This window comes from Frigidibacter sp. MR17.24, from assembly GCF_037095655.1.
Lineage (GTDB): Bacteria > Pseudomonadota > Alphaproteobacteria > Rhodobacterales > Rhodobacteraceae > Frigidibacter.
Genome location: NZ_JBAWKE010000010.1, coordinates 42,321 through 60,729 on the forward strand (window position 1 = coordinate 42,321; position 18,409 = coordinate 60,729).

12 protein-coding genes and 2 pseudogenes are annotated in these 18,409 nt (G+C 69.6%); 8 read left to right on the forward strand and 6 right to left on the reverse strand.

The genetic code is table 11. The features are described 5' to 3' along the window. Window positions 1-266: 266 nt before the first annotated feature. Together V8J39_RS23585 and V8J39_RS20575 are read left to right on the forward strand one after the other, a co-directional pair. Window positions 267-515: pseudogene (locus tag V8J39_RS23585) on the forward strand (acyltransferase family protein); the annotation flags it as partial. A 52-nt stretch (window positions 516-567) separates the two neighbouring features. After that, on the forward strand, window positions 568-2,268 hold the full coding sequence (locus V8J39_RS20575) for an acyltransferase family protein (RefSeq protein WP_336462847.1): 1,701 nt from the start codon (window positions 568-570) through the stop codon (window positions 2,266-2,268). A 43-nt stretch (window positions 2,269-2,311) separates the two neighbouring features. Here V8J39_RS20575 and V8J39_RS20580 read toward each other — a convergent pair whose 3' ends face one another. The 3 genes from V8J39_RS20580 to V8J39_RS20590 form a co-directional block, all read right to left on the reverse strand. Continuing rightward, window positions 2,312-3,415, reverse strand: a complete 1,104-nt coding sequence (locus V8J39_RS20580) for a glycosyltransferase family 2 protein (protein ID WP_336462848.1) — start codon at window positions 3,413-3,415, stop codon at window positions 2,312-2,314. After that, on the reverse strand, window positions 3,390-4,904 hold the full coding sequence (locus V8J39_RS20585; protein WP_336462849.1) for an O-antigen ligase family protein: 1,515 nt from the start codon (window positions 4,902-4,904) through the stop codon (window positions 3,390-3,392). The genes V8J39_RS20580 and V8J39_RS20585 overlap by 26 nt, the downstream gene beginning before the upstream one ends. A 117-nt stretch (window positions 4,905-5,021) precedes the next feature. Then, window positions 5,022-6,284: a right-handed parallel beta-helix repeat-containing protein gene (locus V8J39_RS20590; protein WP_336462850.1), complete on the reverse strand. Its 1,263-nt coding sequence runs from the start codon at window positions 6,282-6,284 to the stop codon at window positions 5,022-5,024. A gap of 266 nt (window positions 6,285-6,550) precedes the next feature. Here V8J39_RS20590 and V8J39_RS20595 point away from each other — a divergent pair, with 266 nt between their 5' ends. Next, window positions 6,551-8,746: a hypothetical protein gene (locus V8J39_RS20595; RefSeq protein ID WP_336462851.1), complete on the forward strand. Its 2,196-nt coding sequence runs from the start codon at window positions 6,551-6,553 to the stop codon at window positions 8,744-8,746. Window positions 8,747-8,788: 42 nt separating this feature from the next. Here V8J39_RS20595 and V8J39_RS20600 read toward each other — a convergent pair whose 3' ends face one another. Continuing rightward, window positions 8,789-10,243: an oligosaccharide flippase family protein gene (locus tag V8J39_RS20600; RefSeq protein WP_336462852.1), complete on the reverse strand. Its 1,455-nt coding sequence runs from the start codon at window positions 10,241-10,243 to the stop codon at window positions 8,789-8,791. 182 nt (window positions 10,244-10,425) lie between these two features. Here V8J39_RS20600 and V8J39_RS20605 point away from each other — a divergent pair, with 182 nt between their 5' ends. Then, window positions 10,426-11,472, forward strand: a complete 1,047-nt coding sequence (locus tag V8J39_RS20605) for a nitroreductase family protein (RefSeq protein WP_336462853.1) — start codon at window positions 10,426-10,428, stop codon at window positions 11,470-11,472. 104 nt (window positions 11,473-11,576) lie between these two features. Here the strand turns inward: V8J39_RS20605 and V8J39_RS20610 are convergent, their stop codons facing one another. Next, window positions 11,577-13,328, reverse strand: coding sequence for a hypothetical protein (locus V8J39_RS20610; protein WP_336462854.1), 1,752 nt, complete (start codon window positions 13,326-13,328; stop codon window positions 11,577-11,579). Window positions 13,329-13,647: 319 nt separating this feature from the next. On the opposite strand from V8J39_RS20610, the gene V8J39_RS20615 reads away from it, so the two are divergent. The 3 genes from V8J39_RS20615 (at window position 13,648) to opgC (ending at window position 17,159) form a co-directional block, all read left to right on the forward strand. Beyond that, the gene (locus V8J39_RS20615) at window positions 13,648-14,826 is read left to right on the forward strand and encodes a polysaccharide pyruvyl transferase family protein (protein WP_336462855.1); all 1,179 of its coding nucleotides are present in this window, start codon (window positions 13,648-13,650) and stop codon (window positions 14,824-14,826) included. After that, window positions 14,823-15,746, forward strand: a complete 924-nt coding sequence (locus V8J39_RS20620) for a glycosyltransferase family 2 protein (RefSeq protein WP_336462856.1) — start codon at window positions 14,823-14,825, stop codon at window positions 15,744-15,746. Before V8J39_RS20615 ends, V8J39_RS20620 begins: the two co-directional genes overlap by 4 nt. Before the next feature lie 249 nt (window positions 15,747-15,995). Then, a complete protein-coding gene (gene opgC, locus V8J39_RS20625; RefSeq protein WP_336462857.1) occupies window positions 15,996-17,159 on the forward strand; it encodes an OpgC domain-containing protein in 1,164 nt (387 codons plus the stop codon). A 64-nt stretch (window positions 17,160-17,223) separates the two neighbouring features. Here the strand turns inward: opgC and V8J39_RS23590 are convergent. Next, a pseudogene (locus tag V8J39_RS23590) lies at window positions 17,224-17,961 on the reverse strand (IS481 family transposase); the annotation flags it as partial. A gap of 80 nt (window positions 17,962-18,041) precedes the next feature. On the opposite strand from V8J39_RS23590, the gene V8J39_RS20640 reads away from it, so the two are divergent. Further along, window positions 18,042-18,287, forward strand: a complete 246-nt coding sequence (locus tag V8J39_RS20640; RefSeq protein ID WP_336462859.1) for a hypothetical protein — start codon at window positions 18,042-18,044, stop codon at window positions 18,285-18,287. Window positions 18,288-18,409 lie beyond the last annotated feature (122 nt).

Here is an 18,409-nt window from a genome sequence, read left to right on the forward strand (position 1 = left end):
CATGACCCTGCCGGGCCGATACCGTGGTGGAAATTGCCAGCCCGGGGCCGTGGCGAAACACCGGCGCAGGCTATCTTCCGCCGGCATCCGGCGTGGCTTGACAACCTGTACCCGACGCCGCGAGGCTGCCCTCCGCCACGCCGTTCCGGCGGCTCCTGCGACAGCCTTCGTCCCGCCTTCCGATCCCCCCTTTCGGTCCCCCCTTTCGGTCCCGCCGATCCCCCCTTTTGACGAGTTCGCCCGCGATGGCCGCGACCACATTCGACATGACCAGCCGCGCCGCGGCACTGCACAGCCAGCCCTACCGACCCGAGATCGACGGCCTGCGCGCCGTGGCCGTCCTGTCGGTGCTGATCTGCCATGCCTTCCCGGACCGACTTCCGGGCGGCTTCATCGGCGTCGACATGTTCTTCGTTCTCTCCGGCTATCTCATCACCGCAATCCTGCTGCGCGGACTGGCCGAGCGCCGCCCCGGCCTGCTGGTCGAATTCTACCGCCGCCGGATCCTGCGGATCTTCCCTGCGCTCCTGTGCGTGCTGACCGCGACCGGCCTCGTGGGGGGGCTGGGTGCTGACCGGTCCCGAAGCCTACTGGTTCGTGCGCCATGTCGCGGCCTCGGCCCTGTTCTTCGAGAATGTCCGCCTCCTGGGAGAGGCGAGCTACTTCGATCTCGACTCGGCGCTCAAGCCCACGCTGCACCTGTGGAGCCTCGCGATCGAGGAGCAGTTCTACATCGTCTGGCCGCTGCTTCTGATCGCCGGTCACAGGATGCGGGTGCCGGTGCCGGCGATGGTCGCCCTGCTGGCCGTCGCGAGCTTCGCGCAGTCCGCCCATCTCGCCGTCACCGAGCCGGCGTGGGCCTATTACGCGCCGACGAGCCGCGCCTGGGAGCTGCTGGCCGGCGCCGGCCTGGCCACGCTCGAGCGCTCGGGCGCCCGCGACTGGCTGGCGTGGGGCCGCACGGCGAGGGCGCTGACGGGCCTGGCCGCGCTGGTCGCGGGCCTCGTGCTGATCGGGCCAAACAGTGCCTTCCCAGGCGCCTGGGCGCTGCTGCCGGTCGGTGGCACGCTGCTGCTGCTGTCGGCCGGGGCCGGACCGGTCGCGGCGCAGGATCAGGTCGCGGTGGGCTGGTGGGGGCGCGGGCTGCTGTCCTCGGGCCCGGCGGTCTGGCTCGGGATGATCAGCTATCCGCTCTATCTCTGGCACTGGCCGATCCTGAGCTTCGGACGCATCGTGCTCGGCACGCTTCCGGCCTGGTACGCAGTCCTGGGCCTGCTGCTGTCGGTGCTGCTGGCGCAGGCGACCTTCCGGTGGATCGAATGGCCGTTCCGGGGGCCTGGGCACCAGGGCCTTCTGCGTCCCGCCCTGCTGGCCTGCGCGATGCTGGCCATCGTCGCGACTTCGGCCCTGGCGATCCGTGGGCATCTGCAACCCCGTCTCGCCGGCTTTCCGATGGCGAGCGTCAACGAGTGGGACTATCTGACCACGACCGCCGGCACGCCGCAGGACAACGACAACCTCACCGGGTTCTACGTGCTGCACCCCGAACGCCCGACCCAGCTGCTGCTGATCGGTGATTCCCACCTTGCGCAATATGCCTCGCGGCTCGGCCGGCTGGTCGGGCAGGATCCGACCCTGCCCGGACTGACCTTCGCCGTGGGTGGCGGCTGCTTCCCGGTACCGGGATGGGACTATGGCAAGATCGCGTTCCGTCCCTGCCACGCCATGATCGACGAGGCCTTCCGTCGCGCCGGAGAGAACGGCTACGACGGCATCATCCTCGGCGCGGCCTGGCGCTATCACCTCTTGGAGTCGGTGAATTTCAGCCGGATCGACGGGAGCGAGACGCGGCTGGCCACCCCGGCAGGGCGCGAGGCCGCGCTGGCCGAACTGGCCCGGCACATCGGCGACTGGACCCGGGCCGGCACGACCGTGGCGCTCGTGCTCGACAATCCCAGCGTAAGCGCCCCCGAGGCCGTGCCGATCGCGACCCGGCTGCTACCTGCCAGTCTTCTGGGCGGGCGCCGCCCTGCCCTGTCCGAACCGCTGTCGGATCCGGACCGCACGGCGCGCGACCTCATGGCCGCCTGGTCCGGACCGCTGGGGATCACCGTGGTCGATCCGCTCGCCACGCTCTGCCCCGAGGGCCGCTGCCCGCTGCGAGGTCCCGACGACCTGCGCCGCTTCCAGGACGCGTCGCATCTGAACCCGCTCTGGATCGATGGCCATGGCGGCTACATCGACGCGGTGCTGCCCACTGCCCGCTGACCCCCGTGGCCGACCTGCGGATCGGGCGCCGGGCAGGCGCTGCTCAGCGGCCGATCCGGCGCAGCGCCTCGGGCGAGAGCCGGCGGCGGATCGCGGCCGGCGGCGCGAGGCCGAAGGCCCCGGCCAGCATCGCGCCCACCTCGGGCACGAAGCCCTTGAGCAGGTACTGCCCGGCCTTGGCGATGGTGAAGAGATGGCCCGTCATCACGCTGCCCGGCAGGTGGCGGCGCATGAACATCATCCGCGCCCGGTGCTTGAAGTAGAGCGAGAAGGGCGAGGCCGGCCGGCCCGGCGTCGGCGAGCCGATCGCGGTGCCGCCGCGGTGGTAGACGATGCCTTGCGCGCAATAGGCCAGCGGCAGCGCGCCGCGCCGCAGCGCCCAGTCGACCTCCTCGTAATAGAGGAAGTAGTCCTCGGCCATCGGCCCGGTCGCCTCGTAGAAGTCGCGCGAGGCGACCATGCTGGCGCCGGTGATGAAGGCCATGTCCTCGACCTTCGGCGCGGGCGTGGCCCTGTGCGAGGCGAAGAGGTGGATGTTGCCGGTGACCCCGTCGCGCCGGCGCAGGGTGCCGCCGTCGATCTGGATCACGTCCGGCGTCTCCAGATACAGCACCCGCCCGCCCATCAGCGAGAAGCCGCCCGGCGCGGTGGCGAAGGCGCGCGCGGTTTCGGGCGGCACGGTGGCATCGGGGTTGAGGATCCAGAACCGGTCGAGCTCGGGCAGCTTCGCCAGCTCCTCGAGCCCGCGGTTGACGCCGCCGGCGAAGCCCGAGTTCACCCCGGTCTCGATCAGCATCACCCGGTGGCGCGTCCCCCCCGTCGTGATCGCCCCGGCCGCGACGGGCCCGAGCGCCTCGGCACCGGGTGCGAGGGGCAACGGCTTGGCGGCGGGGGCCAGTTCGAAGGGCAGGTCCTCGGGCGGGGCATAGGCCGTGCGGCCCGCGGCCCAGTCGCGGATCGTCTGCGCGGTGCCGTCGGTGGAATCGTTGTCGACGACCGCGATGGTCAGCGCCACGCCGGGCGAGGCCAGAAGCCCCTCGAGGCTGTCGAGGATGACGTCGGCGGCATTGTAGGTGACGAGGACGACCCCCATCGCCGGCAGCGGGCCGGCAGGGCTGGGGTCAGCGGCGTCGGAAGGAAGGGCCATCGGGGCTCCGGTCGTTGGCGAGAGAGGATCTGGGGCGGGCAAAGAGCGTCCCCGTGGCCCCAGGGTCGTGGGATTCGGGCGCGGCCGGCTGCGGCGCGGGCCGGACGGCAAACCGGCTGAAGGCCGGAGCTGTGGCGAGGGCAACGACCGGGCTGGCTGCCGATGCGGGGCGGGCGAAGCCGGTGCCGCGCAGATCGCGGGCGAAGATATTGCGCCGCTGCGGCGCGGCTTCGGCCGGCTGACCCGCGTCGTCCTCGCGGGGTCGGTAGCCGATCATCCAGACGCCCGAGCCCACGAAGAAGAACACCACCGAGTAGGTGGCGGTCCAGACATGGACTGTCGCCAGGCTGAAGCTCAGCGCGATCATCGAGAACACCCATGCGAGACGCATGTTGTTGAGCGACGCATTCGTGCCAAGATCGGCGCGCATGACCTTCCACAGCAGCCAGAGCCAGCCCGCCATCAGTGTCAGCACTCCCGGGAAGCCGTAGCGCATCGCCATGACCAGCCAGAAATTGTCGGCGCTGCCGCCGAGGAACCCGGGTCGCACCCAGTCGTTCAGGCCGATGCCGAACCAGGGATTGGCCCAGACGTTGACCATGCCCCATTCGAAGATCAGCTGCCGGATGTAGGCGTTGTGCGGCGAGAAGGTCGCATAGCTCATGAACACCTGCAGCGGCGCGCGGTTCGAGGCCATGTCGATGGCCACATACATCAGCGCGAAGATCCCGACGAGGATCTTCCAGCGCGCCTCGAACCGCGCCATCATCAGCGACCAGGTCAGAAGTCCTAGCTGCAGCACGATCGCCAGCAGCGCCCCGCTCGACAGCGAGGTGAAGCAGCAGATCGCCACCGCCGCCGCGGTCAGGTAGCGCCGGGTGTTCGAGACCGCCCCGCGCAGGGCGATGAGCGCGAGCGGGATCACCATCGAAGAGAAGACACCGAACAGGATCGGATGCGGGAAGCCAAGCTGGACCCGCGCCAGGCCCATGCGCCGCTCGTAGCCCATGACCTCGTGCACGGTGAAGATGCCCGGGATCCGCTGCAGGAACTCGATCACCAGGGACCGGTCGGTCACCGTCTCGTAGAGGGCAAGCGGCAGGGTCAGGCCGACGGCGAGCGCCAACCCCTTCGACAGCGCGAGGAAATCCTCGGGCGTGCGGATGTAGACCCGCGCCAGAAGGTATCCCCCCAGGAATTCGAGCGCGGCCGAACCGACATTCGCCACCACGAGGTTGGGGTTGTTGTACCCGAGAGCCACGGCCGCCCAGACCATGTGCAGCACGAACAGGATGTCCACGGGCAGGATCCGGCCGCATTTCCCCGACAGCAGCCGCATCAGCATCGGCGCGAAGAGGATCAGCAGCACCAGCCGCATCACGTTGAGCTGCAGAGCCCCGGTCGGGAACCCGATCGGGACCATCACCCCGAAGATGTAGACGACGATGCCGAGGTGCAACCGCCTCGACTTGCGCATCGCCTCTGGCATGAAGCCCCCGACAGCGGGGGCGGAGAGGAGTGCCGTCACCTTAGACCCTTGCCCATTTCGTTCTCGACCGTCTTCGGGTCACTTCTGTCCCGGGCAGGGCACCCGTTAAAGCCCCGTTCACGATGGCTCCCGCAGCCTGTCCGCCCCGATGCCTCGCTGCTGGAGCGGACCGTCGGGCAGGTAAGTATAGCCTGAAACTCCGTCGGCAGCCCGATGAAAAGGATCGCTGAAGAGCAGGCTGTAGAAGTTGCCATCGACACGCGTCATGTCCTGAATGGCAAGATTGTTCCCGACGTCCCATCCCGGCCGCGCGTCCGGAAAGCCCGCGGCCGCATTGTCACGCAGCACGACGTTGACGGCAGCGTCGGGAATGTTGATCCGGGGCCGCCAGAGCTTCGGTTTCGGCTTCTCACCGTCCGAGACCGGATTGTGGATCAGCGTGTTCTTCCGGATGGTCAGCCCGTCCGTCTCGCCCAGCGAGATCCCGTGCAGATGCGCGTTGATGATCACGTTCTGCTCGATCACGATGTTGCGGTAGTACATCTCGTGCCCGGCGCGGCCGGTATCGACCTCCTCGTTGCGCATGAAGATCGACTGGGTGTATTTCCCCACACCGGAATCCAGAACGTTGCCGCGAATGACGATGTCGGTCGAGGGCCGCTTCGTCTTGTTGGTCCAGAACTGGATCATGTCCGCATGATCCTTGGAGGTCAGTGACCGGCGGAAGTCGTGGATCCAGTTGTCGGCGATCTCGACACCTTGGATCGCCGCAAAATTCAGCCCGTCCATGCGGATGTCATGCACGTCGTTGCGGCGGAACACGACATCGTCGCTGTCGCCGAACAGGGCCGCCCGAAAGAACATCGAGATCCGGCTGTCCTCGACGGTCACGCCCTTGGCGCCGCGGACGCGCAGGCCGAAGCCGGTGGGATATCCGTCGTCGGAAGGATCGACGCTCCGGGCGAGATCCCCGGTCAGGGTCATGCCCCGCAATATGATCCGCTCGCCGCCCGCAATCGAGAATGCCACGGTGTGCGCCTTGTCGCCGTCGGCAAAGTCATATTTCACGGTGATATTCTCGAAGGTGACGTCGCGCGCGTCCCGCAGGGAGACCTCCGAGAAGACGGCAGGGTTGCGGGGATCCGCGGACCGCAGCGTCAGCGAGCTAAGACCAGACTCCGCCAGCGCGCCGTAGTTTCCCGGTGCCAGCAACAAAATCTTGCCCCCGAGCCGCCCCGGATCTTTCAGAAAACGCTGCAGTGCAGCGGCATCGGCGACATCGACCGTGTCGGCGGCAGCGTCGATCCTGATCGGCAGGACCGGGCCGGGCATCGCGATCGTGGCTGCGGCGGGCAGGGCGGCAAGGACGACGAGCAGCATCACGATCGATCCCAGAGGCCGCATCCTGCTTCCTCGGGACCAAAGCGGGATCTGCCTCTGTTCGTGCTGTCGCATGCCGCGCTCCGTGTTGCGTCACCGGGATCTTGCCGGACCCCTATCAAGGCGTTCGCCGGCGCAGGGTTCCGACAAGGTTCAGATCGCATGCTATCCTGCAGCGATTGTCCGGCAAGGCAAGGGTTCCCCGCGGATTCCCGCGCCAGTTGCGCGTCCATCCGATGACAATCGCGCGCAAACCGGAGGATTTCATGCTGCAACTCGCGATCTGCCTGCAGACTGCGCGCCCCCTGCCCCAGCTGCCGCCCGGCCCCCCGGTGCCGGTCACCCCGCGCCCCAGCGTGCGCGCCGACGGCTGGCGGGCGGATCTCTATCTCGCCGGCGCCGCCGTCCCCGGCACCTGGGGCACGCGCCAGGCCTTCGATCCCGACAGCGACGCCGCCGCGCTGAGCGTGCGCCGCCCGGGCTTCGACACCGCCGGCCTCGCCCGCAGCTACGACGACCTCGTCCGCCCGCTGAGCGAGATCCGCGCGCCCTGGAACGCGGCCTGGGACAATGGCGGCGACAGCTGGCCGCTCGCGCGCAGCGCAGCGACCGGCGGCGCGGTCTCGCCGGTCGGGCTGTCGGACTTCGTCTACCAGGGCGACCTGGTCGAGGGCGGCGACAATCTCTCGACCCGGCCCTATCCGAAGGCGGCCTTCGTCTGGCTGCAGCCCGACCATGCCGAGACCGGCAACCTGCCAGTGCTGCGCGCCTATGTCGACCACCTGCACGGCCGCGCCGGACGCCCCGTCGCCGCCGCCCGGCTGATCGCCACCGACGCGCAGGGCGCGCAGGTCACCGCGATGGCCGCGTTCGGCAAGGCCGACTATGCCGTCTCGGGCCTGTCGGTGCCCTGCCTGGAATGGACCCCCGACCTGACCGCGCTGGCCGAGGGGCCGGTGACGCTCGACGTGATCCTCTATCCCTGGCGCGGCCCGGCGCAGCAGCTGTCGGTGATGGGCCATCCCGCCCCGCACCTGCGCCGCGCGACGATGACGGTGCACAAGCGGCTGGCGGCGCGGCCCCTGGCCTATGTCTCGCCCGCGGGCAGCAACGCGACCGGGGTCGCGAGCACCGACCCGGCCACGGCGGCCGCGAGCCCGTTCCTGACCACCGGCGCGGCGGTGGCGGCGATCAACGCGCTGGCCGGCCATGTCTCGGGCGGGGTGGTGCGGCTGCAGCCGGGGGTCTACGTGCTGGGCGCGGGCAGCGCCGAGAGCGGCGGCTATGCCACGCCGGGCGGGCCGCTGGTCTACGAGGCCGCCGATCCGGCGCAGCGCGCCACCACGGTGCTGACCGACAATTCGGCGACGAAATCGGCCAACAACGTCCCCGACCGGGTGGTGTTCCGCGACCTGACCCTGCGCCGGCAGTCGGCGACGGCGGGCTCGATCATCCGCCACAACACCGCCGTCGCGGCAAGCCTGTGCTTCGAGCGCGTGGCCTTCGACGCCAATGGCGTGGCCGAGCTGAACTACTGGCTGCGCAACACCGGGCGGTGCTGGTTCATCGGCTGCAGCCAGCCCAACGGCCGCACCGGCGTCGCGATGACCTATGCCAGCAACGCCAAGAACATGGTGGCCTTCGGCTGCAGCGGGCTGACGGTCTCGGGCAACAACGCGCTCTCGACGCTTTTGGCCAGCCGCACCGACCAGATCGGCACGCCGGCCTCGGGCCAGACCCTGTCGATGGAGGGCGGGGCCTTCGCCTTCAACATCGTCTCGGGCACCAGCACCACGGGCTTCCTGATGGGCATCGGCACCACCGACCTCGGGGCGCCCGACAGCGTGTTCTCGGTCGCGGGCAACGTGATCGAACGCTTCGGCACCGCCACCGCGCAGGGCGCGGTGCGCGCCTATGCCGACGGCGACGCGACCGAGGTGCACGGGCTTTTGCTGACGATGAACACCAGCCCCGCGCTGAACGAGGAGGGCCGGGTGAACTGGCTCTACAACGACCAGGCCGGGATCTCGACCCCGAAGGACGGGGCGCGGCGGTTCAACATCTACAGCCGCTCGGCCTGCAAGACCGATGCCTTCGCCCAGGATCCGAATGCCGTGGGCAATTGGCCGGCGGTGTTCCACGTCAGCTCGCTGGGCAATCTCGCGCTCGACGGCGGCGCCGCCAGCCAGGCCTGGCTCGGCCCCGAGAGCTGGCGGCGCGAGACCGACTATCCGCTCAGCCAGTGGGGAGGCGCAGGCGAGGCGCAGATGACCGCGGCGGGCTTCGTCAGCGACCAGAGCCTGACCGCGGGCAATGCGGGGGGCGGCGACTACCGGCTGGTGACGGGCTCGCAGGTGATGCGGCTGCCGGCGGGCATGGCGCCCTTCGGCTTCGACCTGCTGGGCCGGGCGATCCCCGACGACGGCACCGGCTTCGTCGGCGCGCTGCCGGCCCCGGCCTGAGGCCGGGGAGCCGGGCCGCACCGGCGGCTCAGGCCCGTCGGCTCAAGCTTGCCGGCCCTCGGCGCGCCGGCGGCGCAGCCCGACCCGCCAGAGCGGCCGGAAGCAGGCCAGCGCCGCGAGGAAGGCCAGCACGACCCCTGCCTCGAACCAGAGCGGCGAGAGCGCGGCGGGGCGTAGCTCGGGGCTGGCGACGCCGCCTGCAAGCGCCATGACCAGCACCGCGGCCAGGGTCGAGGGCAGCAGCGGCAGCAGCGGCACCCCCAGCCTCTGGCGCACCAGCGCGAAGGCCACGAGGCAGCCCACCGCCTCGCCCAGAACGCCCAGCAGCACCACCTCGAGCAGGCCCGCGCCCTGCACCAGCCACCACCAGGCCAGCCCGATCAGCGCCACCCGCGGCAGGTTGGCCCACATCGCGTTGCCGGTCTGGCCGCGCGCCAGCGCCACCGTCGTCGGCCCGCCGCGATAGAGCCGCAGCCCCTGCTGGATCGCGAGCCAGATCAGGATCGGCGGCAGCGCCGCATATTTCTCGCCGAACAGCCACAGCACCGCCGGCGGCCCCAGGACCGCCACCGCCACGATCACCGCCAGTGCCAGCAGCAGGTGCAGCTGGAAGCTGGCCAGCGCCAGGCGGTCGAAGGCCGCCCCCCAGGAGCGCCCCCCCGCCGTGGCAGGTTCCGCGCCGGCGGCCGGGCGGGCCGAGGACAGGCGCGGCAGGAACAGGCTCTGGACGCTGCGCGCCAGCACCTGAGTGGGGGTCAGCGTCAGCGTCAGGCCCATCGACAGGATCGCCAGCACCTCCATCCCCAGCTCGCGCCCGACGATCACCCGCTCGCCGTTGAACACCGCGAACAGCAGGATGCCGTTGATCAGCAGCGGCGCGCCGAAGCGGCTGCTTTCGGCGATGATCCGGCGATCGAAGCCCAGCCGCCAGCGCCGCTCGGCCAGCAGATGCGAGATCACCACCATCGCGGCATATTGCAGAAGGATCGCCCAGAGCAGGATCCGGTAATCGGCCGCGACCGTCGCGAGAGGCCAGAGCGCCGCCAGTGACAGAGCCGCCGGCAGGCTGGTCGACAGAACCTGCGGCAGGAACACCATCCGCCGCTGCAGCCGGTAGATGTCGAAATGCACCAGCGCGTTCAGGACCGGCACCAGGCCGAGCAGCCGGTACGAGGCCGTGGCGCCGGGCACGCCCATGAACTGCGCCGCCGGCCCCGCGATCGCGACCAGCACCGCGCCGGCGATCAGGCCCCGGATCAGCTGGAAGCCCTGCAGGACCGCCTGCAGCCGCGGATCGTCGCCGTCCTTCGACTGCACGATCTGCTGCTGCAGCCCCAGCTGGGTCATCATCTCGATCACCGCGATCACCACCGCGAAGGTCGAGGCGATCCCGTAGTCGGCCACGGGAACCAGACGGGCCAGAAGAAGGTTGCGGGCCAGAAGCAGCACAGAGGCCACGAGATTGCTCGACAACAGCAGGACGGCGGAACGTAGCACCCGGTTCTCCCTTGGACCCAGTCGCCGCGACCATAGCGCACCGCCGCGCCGCAGCAAGCTTGGACGGCCGCCAGCCGGCGCCGCCCTGGCGCCGGTTCACGGCCAGCGGGAACTAGCGACTTGATCTTTGCCCCCCGATTGCCGACGTTTCTGCAACAGCAAACAGTCGGGTGCCTGACGTGATGTCCCTCTCCTCCCTTCATGCCGCCCTGCCCGCTCCCGCCCAGCGCACGGCGCGCCACCTGTGGCATCGCGTGGTGCGGGCGAGATTCTTCTGCGCGCTGCTGCGCGACAACTGGCTCGACAGCCTGGCCTTCCTGCGCCATTCCCACGACGGCCGCACCGATCGCGCCCGCGCCCAGCAGGAGAACGCCATCGTCAAGATGTACCACGGCGTCGAGAAGGGCCTGTGCCTGGCCGAACCGCGCCCCGGCTTCGGCAAGGTCAAGATCCGCCACCTGACGCGCAAGATCGACGACTGGCTGGCGAAGAACCCGGCGACCCCGCTGATCCTGTCGGCGATCGGCAGCCTCGAGAGCTACCAGCGCTTCAACGCGGCCCATGACGCCGCCTCGCCCTGGCTCGAGGACTGGCTGCGCCGCACCCGCGCCCGGGTCTCGGGCGGCCACCTGCCCGCCGGCAGCGTCGAGCAGCACTGCGCCTTGGGCGGCACCCGGACCCGCAGCCGGGACGAGATCCTCGAGGCGGTCGCGGGCACCGGCGCGGCCTTCTTCGAGACCCGTCACTCGATGCGCCAGTTCGGCCCCGGCCCGGTGCCGGCCGCGGTGATCGAGGAGGCGGTGCGCCGCGCCCAGCGCGCGCCCTCGGCCTGCAACCGCCAGGGTCCGCGGGTCCATGCCTTCGCCAATGCCATCGACGCGCTGCAGTACCAGCCCGGCAACGCGGGCTTCGGCGCCTCGGCCGGCTACGGCCTTGTCGTGACCTCGGACCTGCAGTGCTTCTCGGGCGCGGGCGAACGCCACCAGGCCTATGTCGACGGCGGCATCTTCGCCATGGCGCTGGTCTATGCGCTGCATGCCCAGGGCTACGGCAGCTGCATGCTGGCCTGGAACGCCGCCCCCGAGCACGACCGCAAGACCAAGGCCGCGCTCGGCATTCCCGAGAGCGAGGTGATCGTGATGATGATCGCCGTGGGCGAGCTGCCCGAGACCTTCCAGGCGGCCCAGTCCGCCCGCCGTCCTGTCGAGGCAGTCCTGCGCCGCGCCTGAGCCACCCCGGGACCGGTCCCGAGGGTCGTGTCTGGTGTTCGGACGGGGGCCGCGGACGGGAAGCTCCGGCGAGCCGCCCGTCCCAGCCGCCCGTCGTGGCGATCTCACGCCGTGGGCGTGCTGCCCGACGGAAGCGCCGCCTTGCGCGAGCGCAGGGCGATCACCCCCGGCGCGATCACCAGCAGCGCCAGGATCGCCAGCGCTGCGAGGCTCATGATCCGCCCCGCGGACTGCTGCGGCAGCGGCGCCCAGACCGCCTCGATGCGGCTGGTACCCGCTGGCAGGTCCAGCTCGACAAGGCCGACCCCCTCGGCCCAGTTCAGTGCCACAGACTCTCCGTCCACCTGAAGCTGCCAGGCCGGAAAGGCGATCATCGGCAGGCGGAACCGCTGCGGCGCCGACAGCGTCACCGTCCAGACCGGGTGCTCGGGCGAGACCGGCTCTGCCCTGCACTCCGCCCCAGCCTCTGCGCAATAGGCCGGCCACCCCCCGGCCTCGAGGAAGGCCTTCCAGCCATCGCCCGCGCCGCGCAGCAGATGTTCCGGGGTCTCGTAGAACTCGGCGCGCACGGCCGGCGTCGGCGCCGCGAAATAGGTCTGCGGATCATGCAGCGCCTGCTGCATCAGCCGCGCATGCAGCGCGACATCGGTCAGCGCCCAGGCCCCCAGCATCAGGAGCGCGGCCGGGGCAGACCCGAAACCGCGCAGAGCCGCCGCGACGGGGCGTCCCTGCCGCGACCAGCGCGCCAGCAGCAGCGGCGCCAGCACGACAAGACAGGCCACGGTCGGGGTCAGGAAGCGGAACGGGCGCTGCACGTATTGCAGCGGCTTGAAGACCGCCCAGACCGGATAGGACGGCTCGATGCTCAGGAAGAAGCCGATCGCCGCGGCCCAGAGCAGCAGCCGCTCGGCCCGGCCGAGCGGCCGCAGCCGCCAGGCGAGGGCGGCGAGCGCGGCCAGCACCATCCCGATCCCGAGCGGGGTGATGTAGCTGACGGCGGAGCGGTAGACAGGCGTCAGCACCGGCAGCGCGAAGCTGTTGTCCCAGGCGACGTTCACCGTCTTCAGGAAGGCCGTCGGCGTGACCAGGTCGAAGGCCGAGACCGCGGGCCAGAAATTCGCGGCCGACAGCAGCATGCCCAGAAGAAGCGCCCCGCCGCAGGCAAGATAGGCCAGTCCCAGCCGCCAGCGCAGCCGGTGCAGCGCCCAGTCTGCGGCGCAGGCGAAGAACAGCACGAAGGCAAAGGTCAGCGTCGTCAGGCTGTGCAGCCAGGAGAGCGCCCCGCACAGCGCCGCGAGCAGCGCGAGGTCGCGTGCCCGCGGCATCCCCTCCGCGCCCAGCACCCGGACCAGCGCCATGACCACGAAGACCAGCAGCCCCGAGGCTACGGTCCAGGGATAGGAGTTCAGCAGCTCGCCCACCGCCACAGGCATCGGCGCCAGCACCGCGAGCCCGGCCAGCGCCCGCGCGGTCCAGAACCCGAGGCCGCAGCGACGCGAGAAGACCAGGACACCCAGCCCCGACAGCAGGCTCATGCCGATCAGCAGCATGCGCATCGCCAGCCAGATGTCCCCCGTCACCCGGTCGAGCAGCGCGACGAGATAATAGTAGAGCGGGACGTAGTAGACGAAGACCGGATCGCCGAGCCCGCCGCGGCTCACGGCCTCCCAGGACGGGCTGAGCACCCCGGCCGCCAGGCTGTCGGCAAAGGTGCTGGCCCAGCGGTAGTGGATGAAATGGTCCGTCGCCTGGGCGATCACGCCCATCAGCAGCGGCAGATGCGCAAGGCAGGTCGCGAGGATCAGCGTCGCCGCATCGAGAAAGAGTGCAGAGCCGCGCGGGGGCCGATTGCTCATGACAGATCCAATCCGTTTGGTCTCAAATTCCTGTGCCTGCCCGCCTGCCGGCGCGCCGGCAAAGCCAGCACATGCATAGCATCGGGCAGACAAGCCCCCAATGCCATGAGCTTTTCGCCGAACGTTCTCTCCCGCCGAGATCAAGAAAGCAACGAACGAGCGAAAATTCGATGACGAAACGGGCACCGCCTGTGCCGGGCGCGCGCCCGCGGCCTTGACGCCATGCTGCACATGCATTGTTCTGTCGCCCGAAGAGTTCCTCCCGACGCCCGGGGCCAGGCCCCGCCGGCCGCAGGCTCTGCCCCAACCGACAGGACCCATGCGCCCGATCCGTATCTGCCTGATCATGCACTCGACCCGCTCCGACAATCTCGGCGTGGGCGCCCTCACCATCTCCGAGATCGAGATCCTGCGCGCCCTCGGGCGCGAGATCGGCCGCGGGATCGAGATCACCGTCGTCGACTTCAAGGACAAGCGCGACAGCTACGTCTCGGGCCCCGACATCCGGCTGATCGACCTCGACGGCAGGTTCCTGAAAAGCCCCTCGGGCTATTTCGCGCTCGCCCGCCGCTCGGACCTGGTGATCGACATCGGCGCCGGCGACAGCTTCGCCGACATCTACGGCGCGGGCCGGCTGAACCGCATGTTCGTGATGAAGTTCCTCACCCACATGGCCGGCACGCCGCTGGTGATGGCGCCCCAGACCGTGGGGCCCTTCACCAAGCCGCTCTCGACCTTCCTCGCCAGGCTCACGATGCGGCGCGCGGCGGTGGTGGCGAGCCGCGACAGGCTCTCGACCGAGGCCGCGAAGAAGATGGGCATCGCCAAGGTGATCGAGGCCTCGGACGTGGCGCTGCGCCTGCCCTACGACCCGCCCGCCCCCCGCGCCCCCGGCGGGCCGGTGAAGGTCGGCATCAACGTCTCGGGGCTGCTGCTGAACGGCGGCTATTCCGGCAAGAACGACTTCGGGCTGACGATGGACTACCCGGGCCTGATCCGCGGCCTGATCGCGCATTTCCAGGCCCATCCCGCGGGCTGCGAAGTGCATCTCGTGCCCCATGTCATCGTCCCCGAGGGCGTGTCGATGTCGATGGAGGACGACTACCGCGCCTCGGCGAAGCTCGCGGACGAGATCCCGGGCCTGCACCTCGCCCCGGCCTTCGCCTCGCCCTCCGAGGCCAAGAGCTACATCGCGGGGATGGACTTCTTCATGGGCGCGCGGATGCATGCCTGCATCGCCGCCTTCTCCTCGGGCGTGCCGGTGATGCCGATGGCCTACAGCCGCAAGTTCGCGGGCATGTTCGGCTCGCTCGGCTACGGGCGCACCGTCGACTGCACCGCCGAGCCGGGCGAGGCGATCCATGCCAAGATCGTGCAGGCCTTCGAGGACCGCGCCACGCTGAAGGCCGAGGCCGATGCGGCGCTGGCGCTCGGGCGCGAGAAGCTCTCGGTCTATGAAGGCGCGCTGCGCGCGGTGATGGAGCGCGCCGGACGATGACCGCCTTCCAGGGTCGCGACGCCGTCGTCGTCATCCCGCATTACAACGACAGCACCCGGCTCGGGCGCTGCCTCTCGGCGCTGGCCCCGCAACTGGCCGCGGCGCCGCAGGTGGCCGCGATCGTGGTCGACAACGGCTCGACCGGGGCCGAGGCCGAGGCGCTGGCGGCCCTGCGCGCGGCCCATCCGGCCGTCAGCTTCGTCACCGAGACGAAGAAGGGCGCGGCCGAGGCGCGCAACCGCGGCGTGGCCGAGACCGGCGGCGCCGAGGGCCCCGAACTGATCTGCTTTCTCGACTGCGACTGCCTGCCCGATCCCGACTGGCTCGCCCGCGCGCTCGCGATCGGGGCGACGCGGCTCGCGCCGGGGGGCGACGCCGACCTCGTGGGCGGCACGATCACGCTCTTCGACGAGACCCCGGGCCCGCGCTCGGGCGCCGAGGCCTTCGAGGCGGTCTTCGCCTTCGACAACCGCGGCTACATCGAGCAGAAGGGGTTTTCGGTCACCGCGAACCTGCTGACGCGCCGCGCGGTCTTCACCGCGACCGGGCCGCTGATCCACGGGCTGTCCGAGGATCTGGAATGGTGCCGCCGCGCGGTGTCGAAGGGGTTCCGGCTGCGCCATGACGACGGGCTGCGGGTGGGGCATCCGTCGCGCTCGGACTGGGCGGCGCTGGCGAAGAAGTGGCGGCGGCTGACGCTGGAGAGCTACGGGCTGACCGGCGGCGGTGCCGTGGCGCGGGCGACATGGGCGCTGCGCGCGCTGGCGATGCCGGTCTCGGCGCTGGCCCATGGCCCCCGCGTGCTGCGCCACCCCGCGCTCAGCGGGCCCGAGAAGCGCGCGGGCCTGTGCACGCTCGCACGGCTCAGGCTCGCGCGGATGGGCTGGATGCTGCGCCAGGCGGTGACGGGGAGGGCCTGAGGCGGAAAACCTGCGGGCGATGCCGGAGCAGGCAGTGCGGCTCCCTCTGCTCTCCCAAGGGAACGCCGGCAGAATGCGCTGCCTCCGAGGCAGTCGACACCGTTTTCCGCAAGCCATGCAGGGTCCTTGCGCCGGAACGCCACAAAGAGGGTGCACCCGCGATGCTGCAGATGCGAAATGCCTTGGCCGCAGGGGTTCCTGACGGCAGAGTTCCTACAAATCTGTAAACTGACGACATCAGGAGGCTTGATGCGGCGATATGCTGAAATCGACGGGTTCCGGGGGCTGTTCCTGCTGCTGATGACCCTGACCCATGCCGGCTTGACCTTAGGTTCGAAACTGCCCCAGCTCTATCACGGCGTCACCTGGGCGGATGCCGCGCACGGCTTCGTCTTCATGTCCGGCCTTGTCATTGGCATCGTCTATACCCGCAAGCTCGCGCGCAGCGGGGCAGCCGCGATGCGGCAAGCCATGTGGGGCAGAATCCGGCTTGTATGGGCCTATGCTGTGGGACTGGCCGCTCTGGTCTACCTCTTCCGCTTCGCCCCGGATCTGTCGCCCACAGCTGTCACTCTTTTCGACCGCTACGGTCAGGCCCCGGAACTCTTCGTCCTTCTGTCGGCGGCGCTGCTCGACGGACCGAAGATGGCGGACGTGCTGCAGCTCTATCTGGTCTTCATGCTGTTCACCCCGACCGCGCTGCGTCTGATCGCCCACGGTCGGGCTCTCGGGCTTGGCGCCATCTGCCTCGGCCTGTGGGTCTTCGGACAGATCGGCACATTCGAGACCCTGCTCGCCGCCGCGGACCGGGCGCTGGGGCTGGACCGACAAGGACTGCACCTGGGCCTTTATTTCAGCTACTTCGGCTGGGCACCGCTGTATTTCGGCGGGCTCATGATCGGCGCGCAGGTCGCGTCCGGCAGGTTCGACCCTCTCCGGCTGCGCGAACCGCAATGGCGAATGGTCGCTTGGGTCTGCCTCGCGGGGGTGATCGCGATCTTCCTGCTCAAGCGGCTGTCCCCGTCCCCCCTGCCCCTCCCCGTCGAAAGCAAGGAGACGTTCAGCCCCCTCTACGTGTTCAACACGCTCTCCTATCTGGGCCTCTTCACTTGGTTGCTGATCGCGGGCCCGGTGTCGGGATCGGCCATCGTCCGACTCGCTGCCGCTGCCCTGCGCTGGATCGTCACCCTGCGACCGCTGGTCATGCTCGGTCAGCACTCGCTGCAGATCTATGCCTGGCATGTGGCGGTCTTATACGCCTGCCTCTGCCTGCTGCCTTGGACCGACTTCTCCCGTCTCCAGCGCGACCTTATCACCTTGGCAATCACGGCCAGCCTGTTCCTGCCTGCCTGGCTGCTGTCACGCGGCAAAGCGCTGCCGCCCGCGCCGTCGCTCTCCTCCAGCCCGGAATAGGCCGGGCAGGCCGAAAGCCGTCGCACAGGCAACAGTGCCAGCGGCACCAAGCGACCCGCGAGGCTTAGGTGTTCAGTCCCGGCATTTGGTGGATCGGGTTCACGATGAATCTGTCTGGCTCTGAAGTCCAGATTTTGCAGATGTATTCGTCGGGCGTGAGGCCATTGAGCGTCTTCAGGCGGCGAGCATCGTTGTAGGCTGCCATGTGGTCGCCGAGGTGGGGGCGTAGCTGTTCGTGGCTCTCGTAGTGGAAGCGTTTGACGTTCAGCGGGGAAACGATCCCCCGGATCGTTTTCTGGTCCTCCTCACTCCAAGGATGGTTCGGCTGCGGCAGCCGATGCGCGATCCCGCTCGACCATTGTCCTCGAAGTTGCCAGTGGTGCGCCACTGGTCCGAGCGCCCCTGGCGACGGCGGACAAGGTCTCGCCCTCGCAGATCATGTCGAAGCGCATCCGCCTGGAGCTGACCGTGTTCCGATTGCGGGGCTGATCGGCGAACTGGATCCCATCGTCAGTCAGGATCGTGTGGATGCGATAGGGCACGACGCTCAGCAGATGCTCGAGGCCCTCTCAAGCCGTCTTCCTGTCGGCCTTGTCGAAGAGCTGGCTGACCGCGAACAGGTAGAGCTTTCCCTCCGCCGTCTGCACTCCGGCTATGTCGATGTGAAAGGGCCCGATGGGGTGGCGTTTGAACCGCTGCCGCTTCGGCTTATCGCCCTCCACCTCTGGCAAACGCGAGATGTCGTGGCGCGTGATCGGCAGCGATGCAGGGCCGACCGGGTCAGATGCGAGAGTGAAGCTTGCGATCATTCGGTCCCGCCCTCGGACCGATGGCGGTCAGGCCCTCATCATTGCAGTTCGGACCGGTGGCGCCTGAGTGTCGGTGAAACGGGGGCAAGGCCACACCGTTAAACCGTGGGATCAAACACCTAGCTCCGCATATGAATGCGGCGACATCGAGGAGGAGGGCTTCTCGGTCACCGCGAACCTGCTGGCGCAAGCGCCGCGGGTGCTGCGCCACCGCGCGCTCAGCGGGCCCGAAAAGCGCGCGGGCCTGTGCACGCTCGCACGGCTGAGGCTCGCGCGGATGGGCTGGATGCTGCGCCAGGCGGTGACGGGACAGGCCTGAGAGACAGGGGGGCTCGAGCCCTCTGGCGCCCGCTGCAGCCCGTGCCCCGCCGCATCGGGCAAACAGTCACATGGGAAGGGTTCAGGCGCCCTCCTTGCAGAATTGCGCAACAAACCGCACCA

What these genes read in the sequence shown, in the direction of transcription:
- V8J39_RS20580 (WP_336462848.1), bottom strand. Translation starts at nt 3,415, where the DNA reads ATGGCCCTTCCTTCCGACGCCGCTGACCCCAGCCCTGCCGGCCCGCTG.
- V8J39_RS20585 (WP_336462849.1), bottom strand. Translation starts at nt 4,904, where the DNA reads ATGCCAGAGGCGATGCGCAAGTCGAGGCGGTTGCACCTCGGCATCGTC.
- V8J39_RS20590 (WP_336462850.1), bottom strand. Translation starts at nt 6,284, where the DNA reads ATGCTGCTCGTCGTCCTTGCCGCCCTGCCCGCCGCAGCCACGATCGCG.
- V8J39_RS20595 (WP_336462851.1), top strand. Translation starts at nt 6,551, where the DNA reads ATGCTGCAACTCGCGATCTGCCTGCAGACTGCGCGCCCCCTGCCCCAG.
- V8J39_RS20605 (WP_336462853.1), top strand. Translation starts at nt 10,426, where the DNA reads ATGTCCCTCTCCTCCCTTCATGCCGCCCTGCCCGCTCCCGCCCAGCGC.
- V8J39_RS20610 (WP_336462854.1), bottom strand. Translation starts at nt 13,328, where the DNA reads ATGAGCAATCGGCCCCCGCGCGGCTCTGCACTCTTTCTCGATGCGGCG.
- V8J39_RS20615 (WP_336462855.1), top strand. Translation starts at nt 13,648, where the DNA reads ATGCGCCCGATCCGTATCTGCCTGATCATGCACTCGACCCGCTCCGAC.
- V8J39_RS20620 (WP_336462856.1), top strand. Translation starts at nt 14,823, where the DNA reads ATGACCGCCTTCCAGGGTCGCGACGCCGTCGTCGTCATCCCGCATTAC.
- opgC (WP_336462857.1), top strand. Translation starts at nt 15,996, where the DNA reads ATGCGGCGATATGCTGAAATCGACGGGTTCCGGGGGCTGTTCCTGCTG.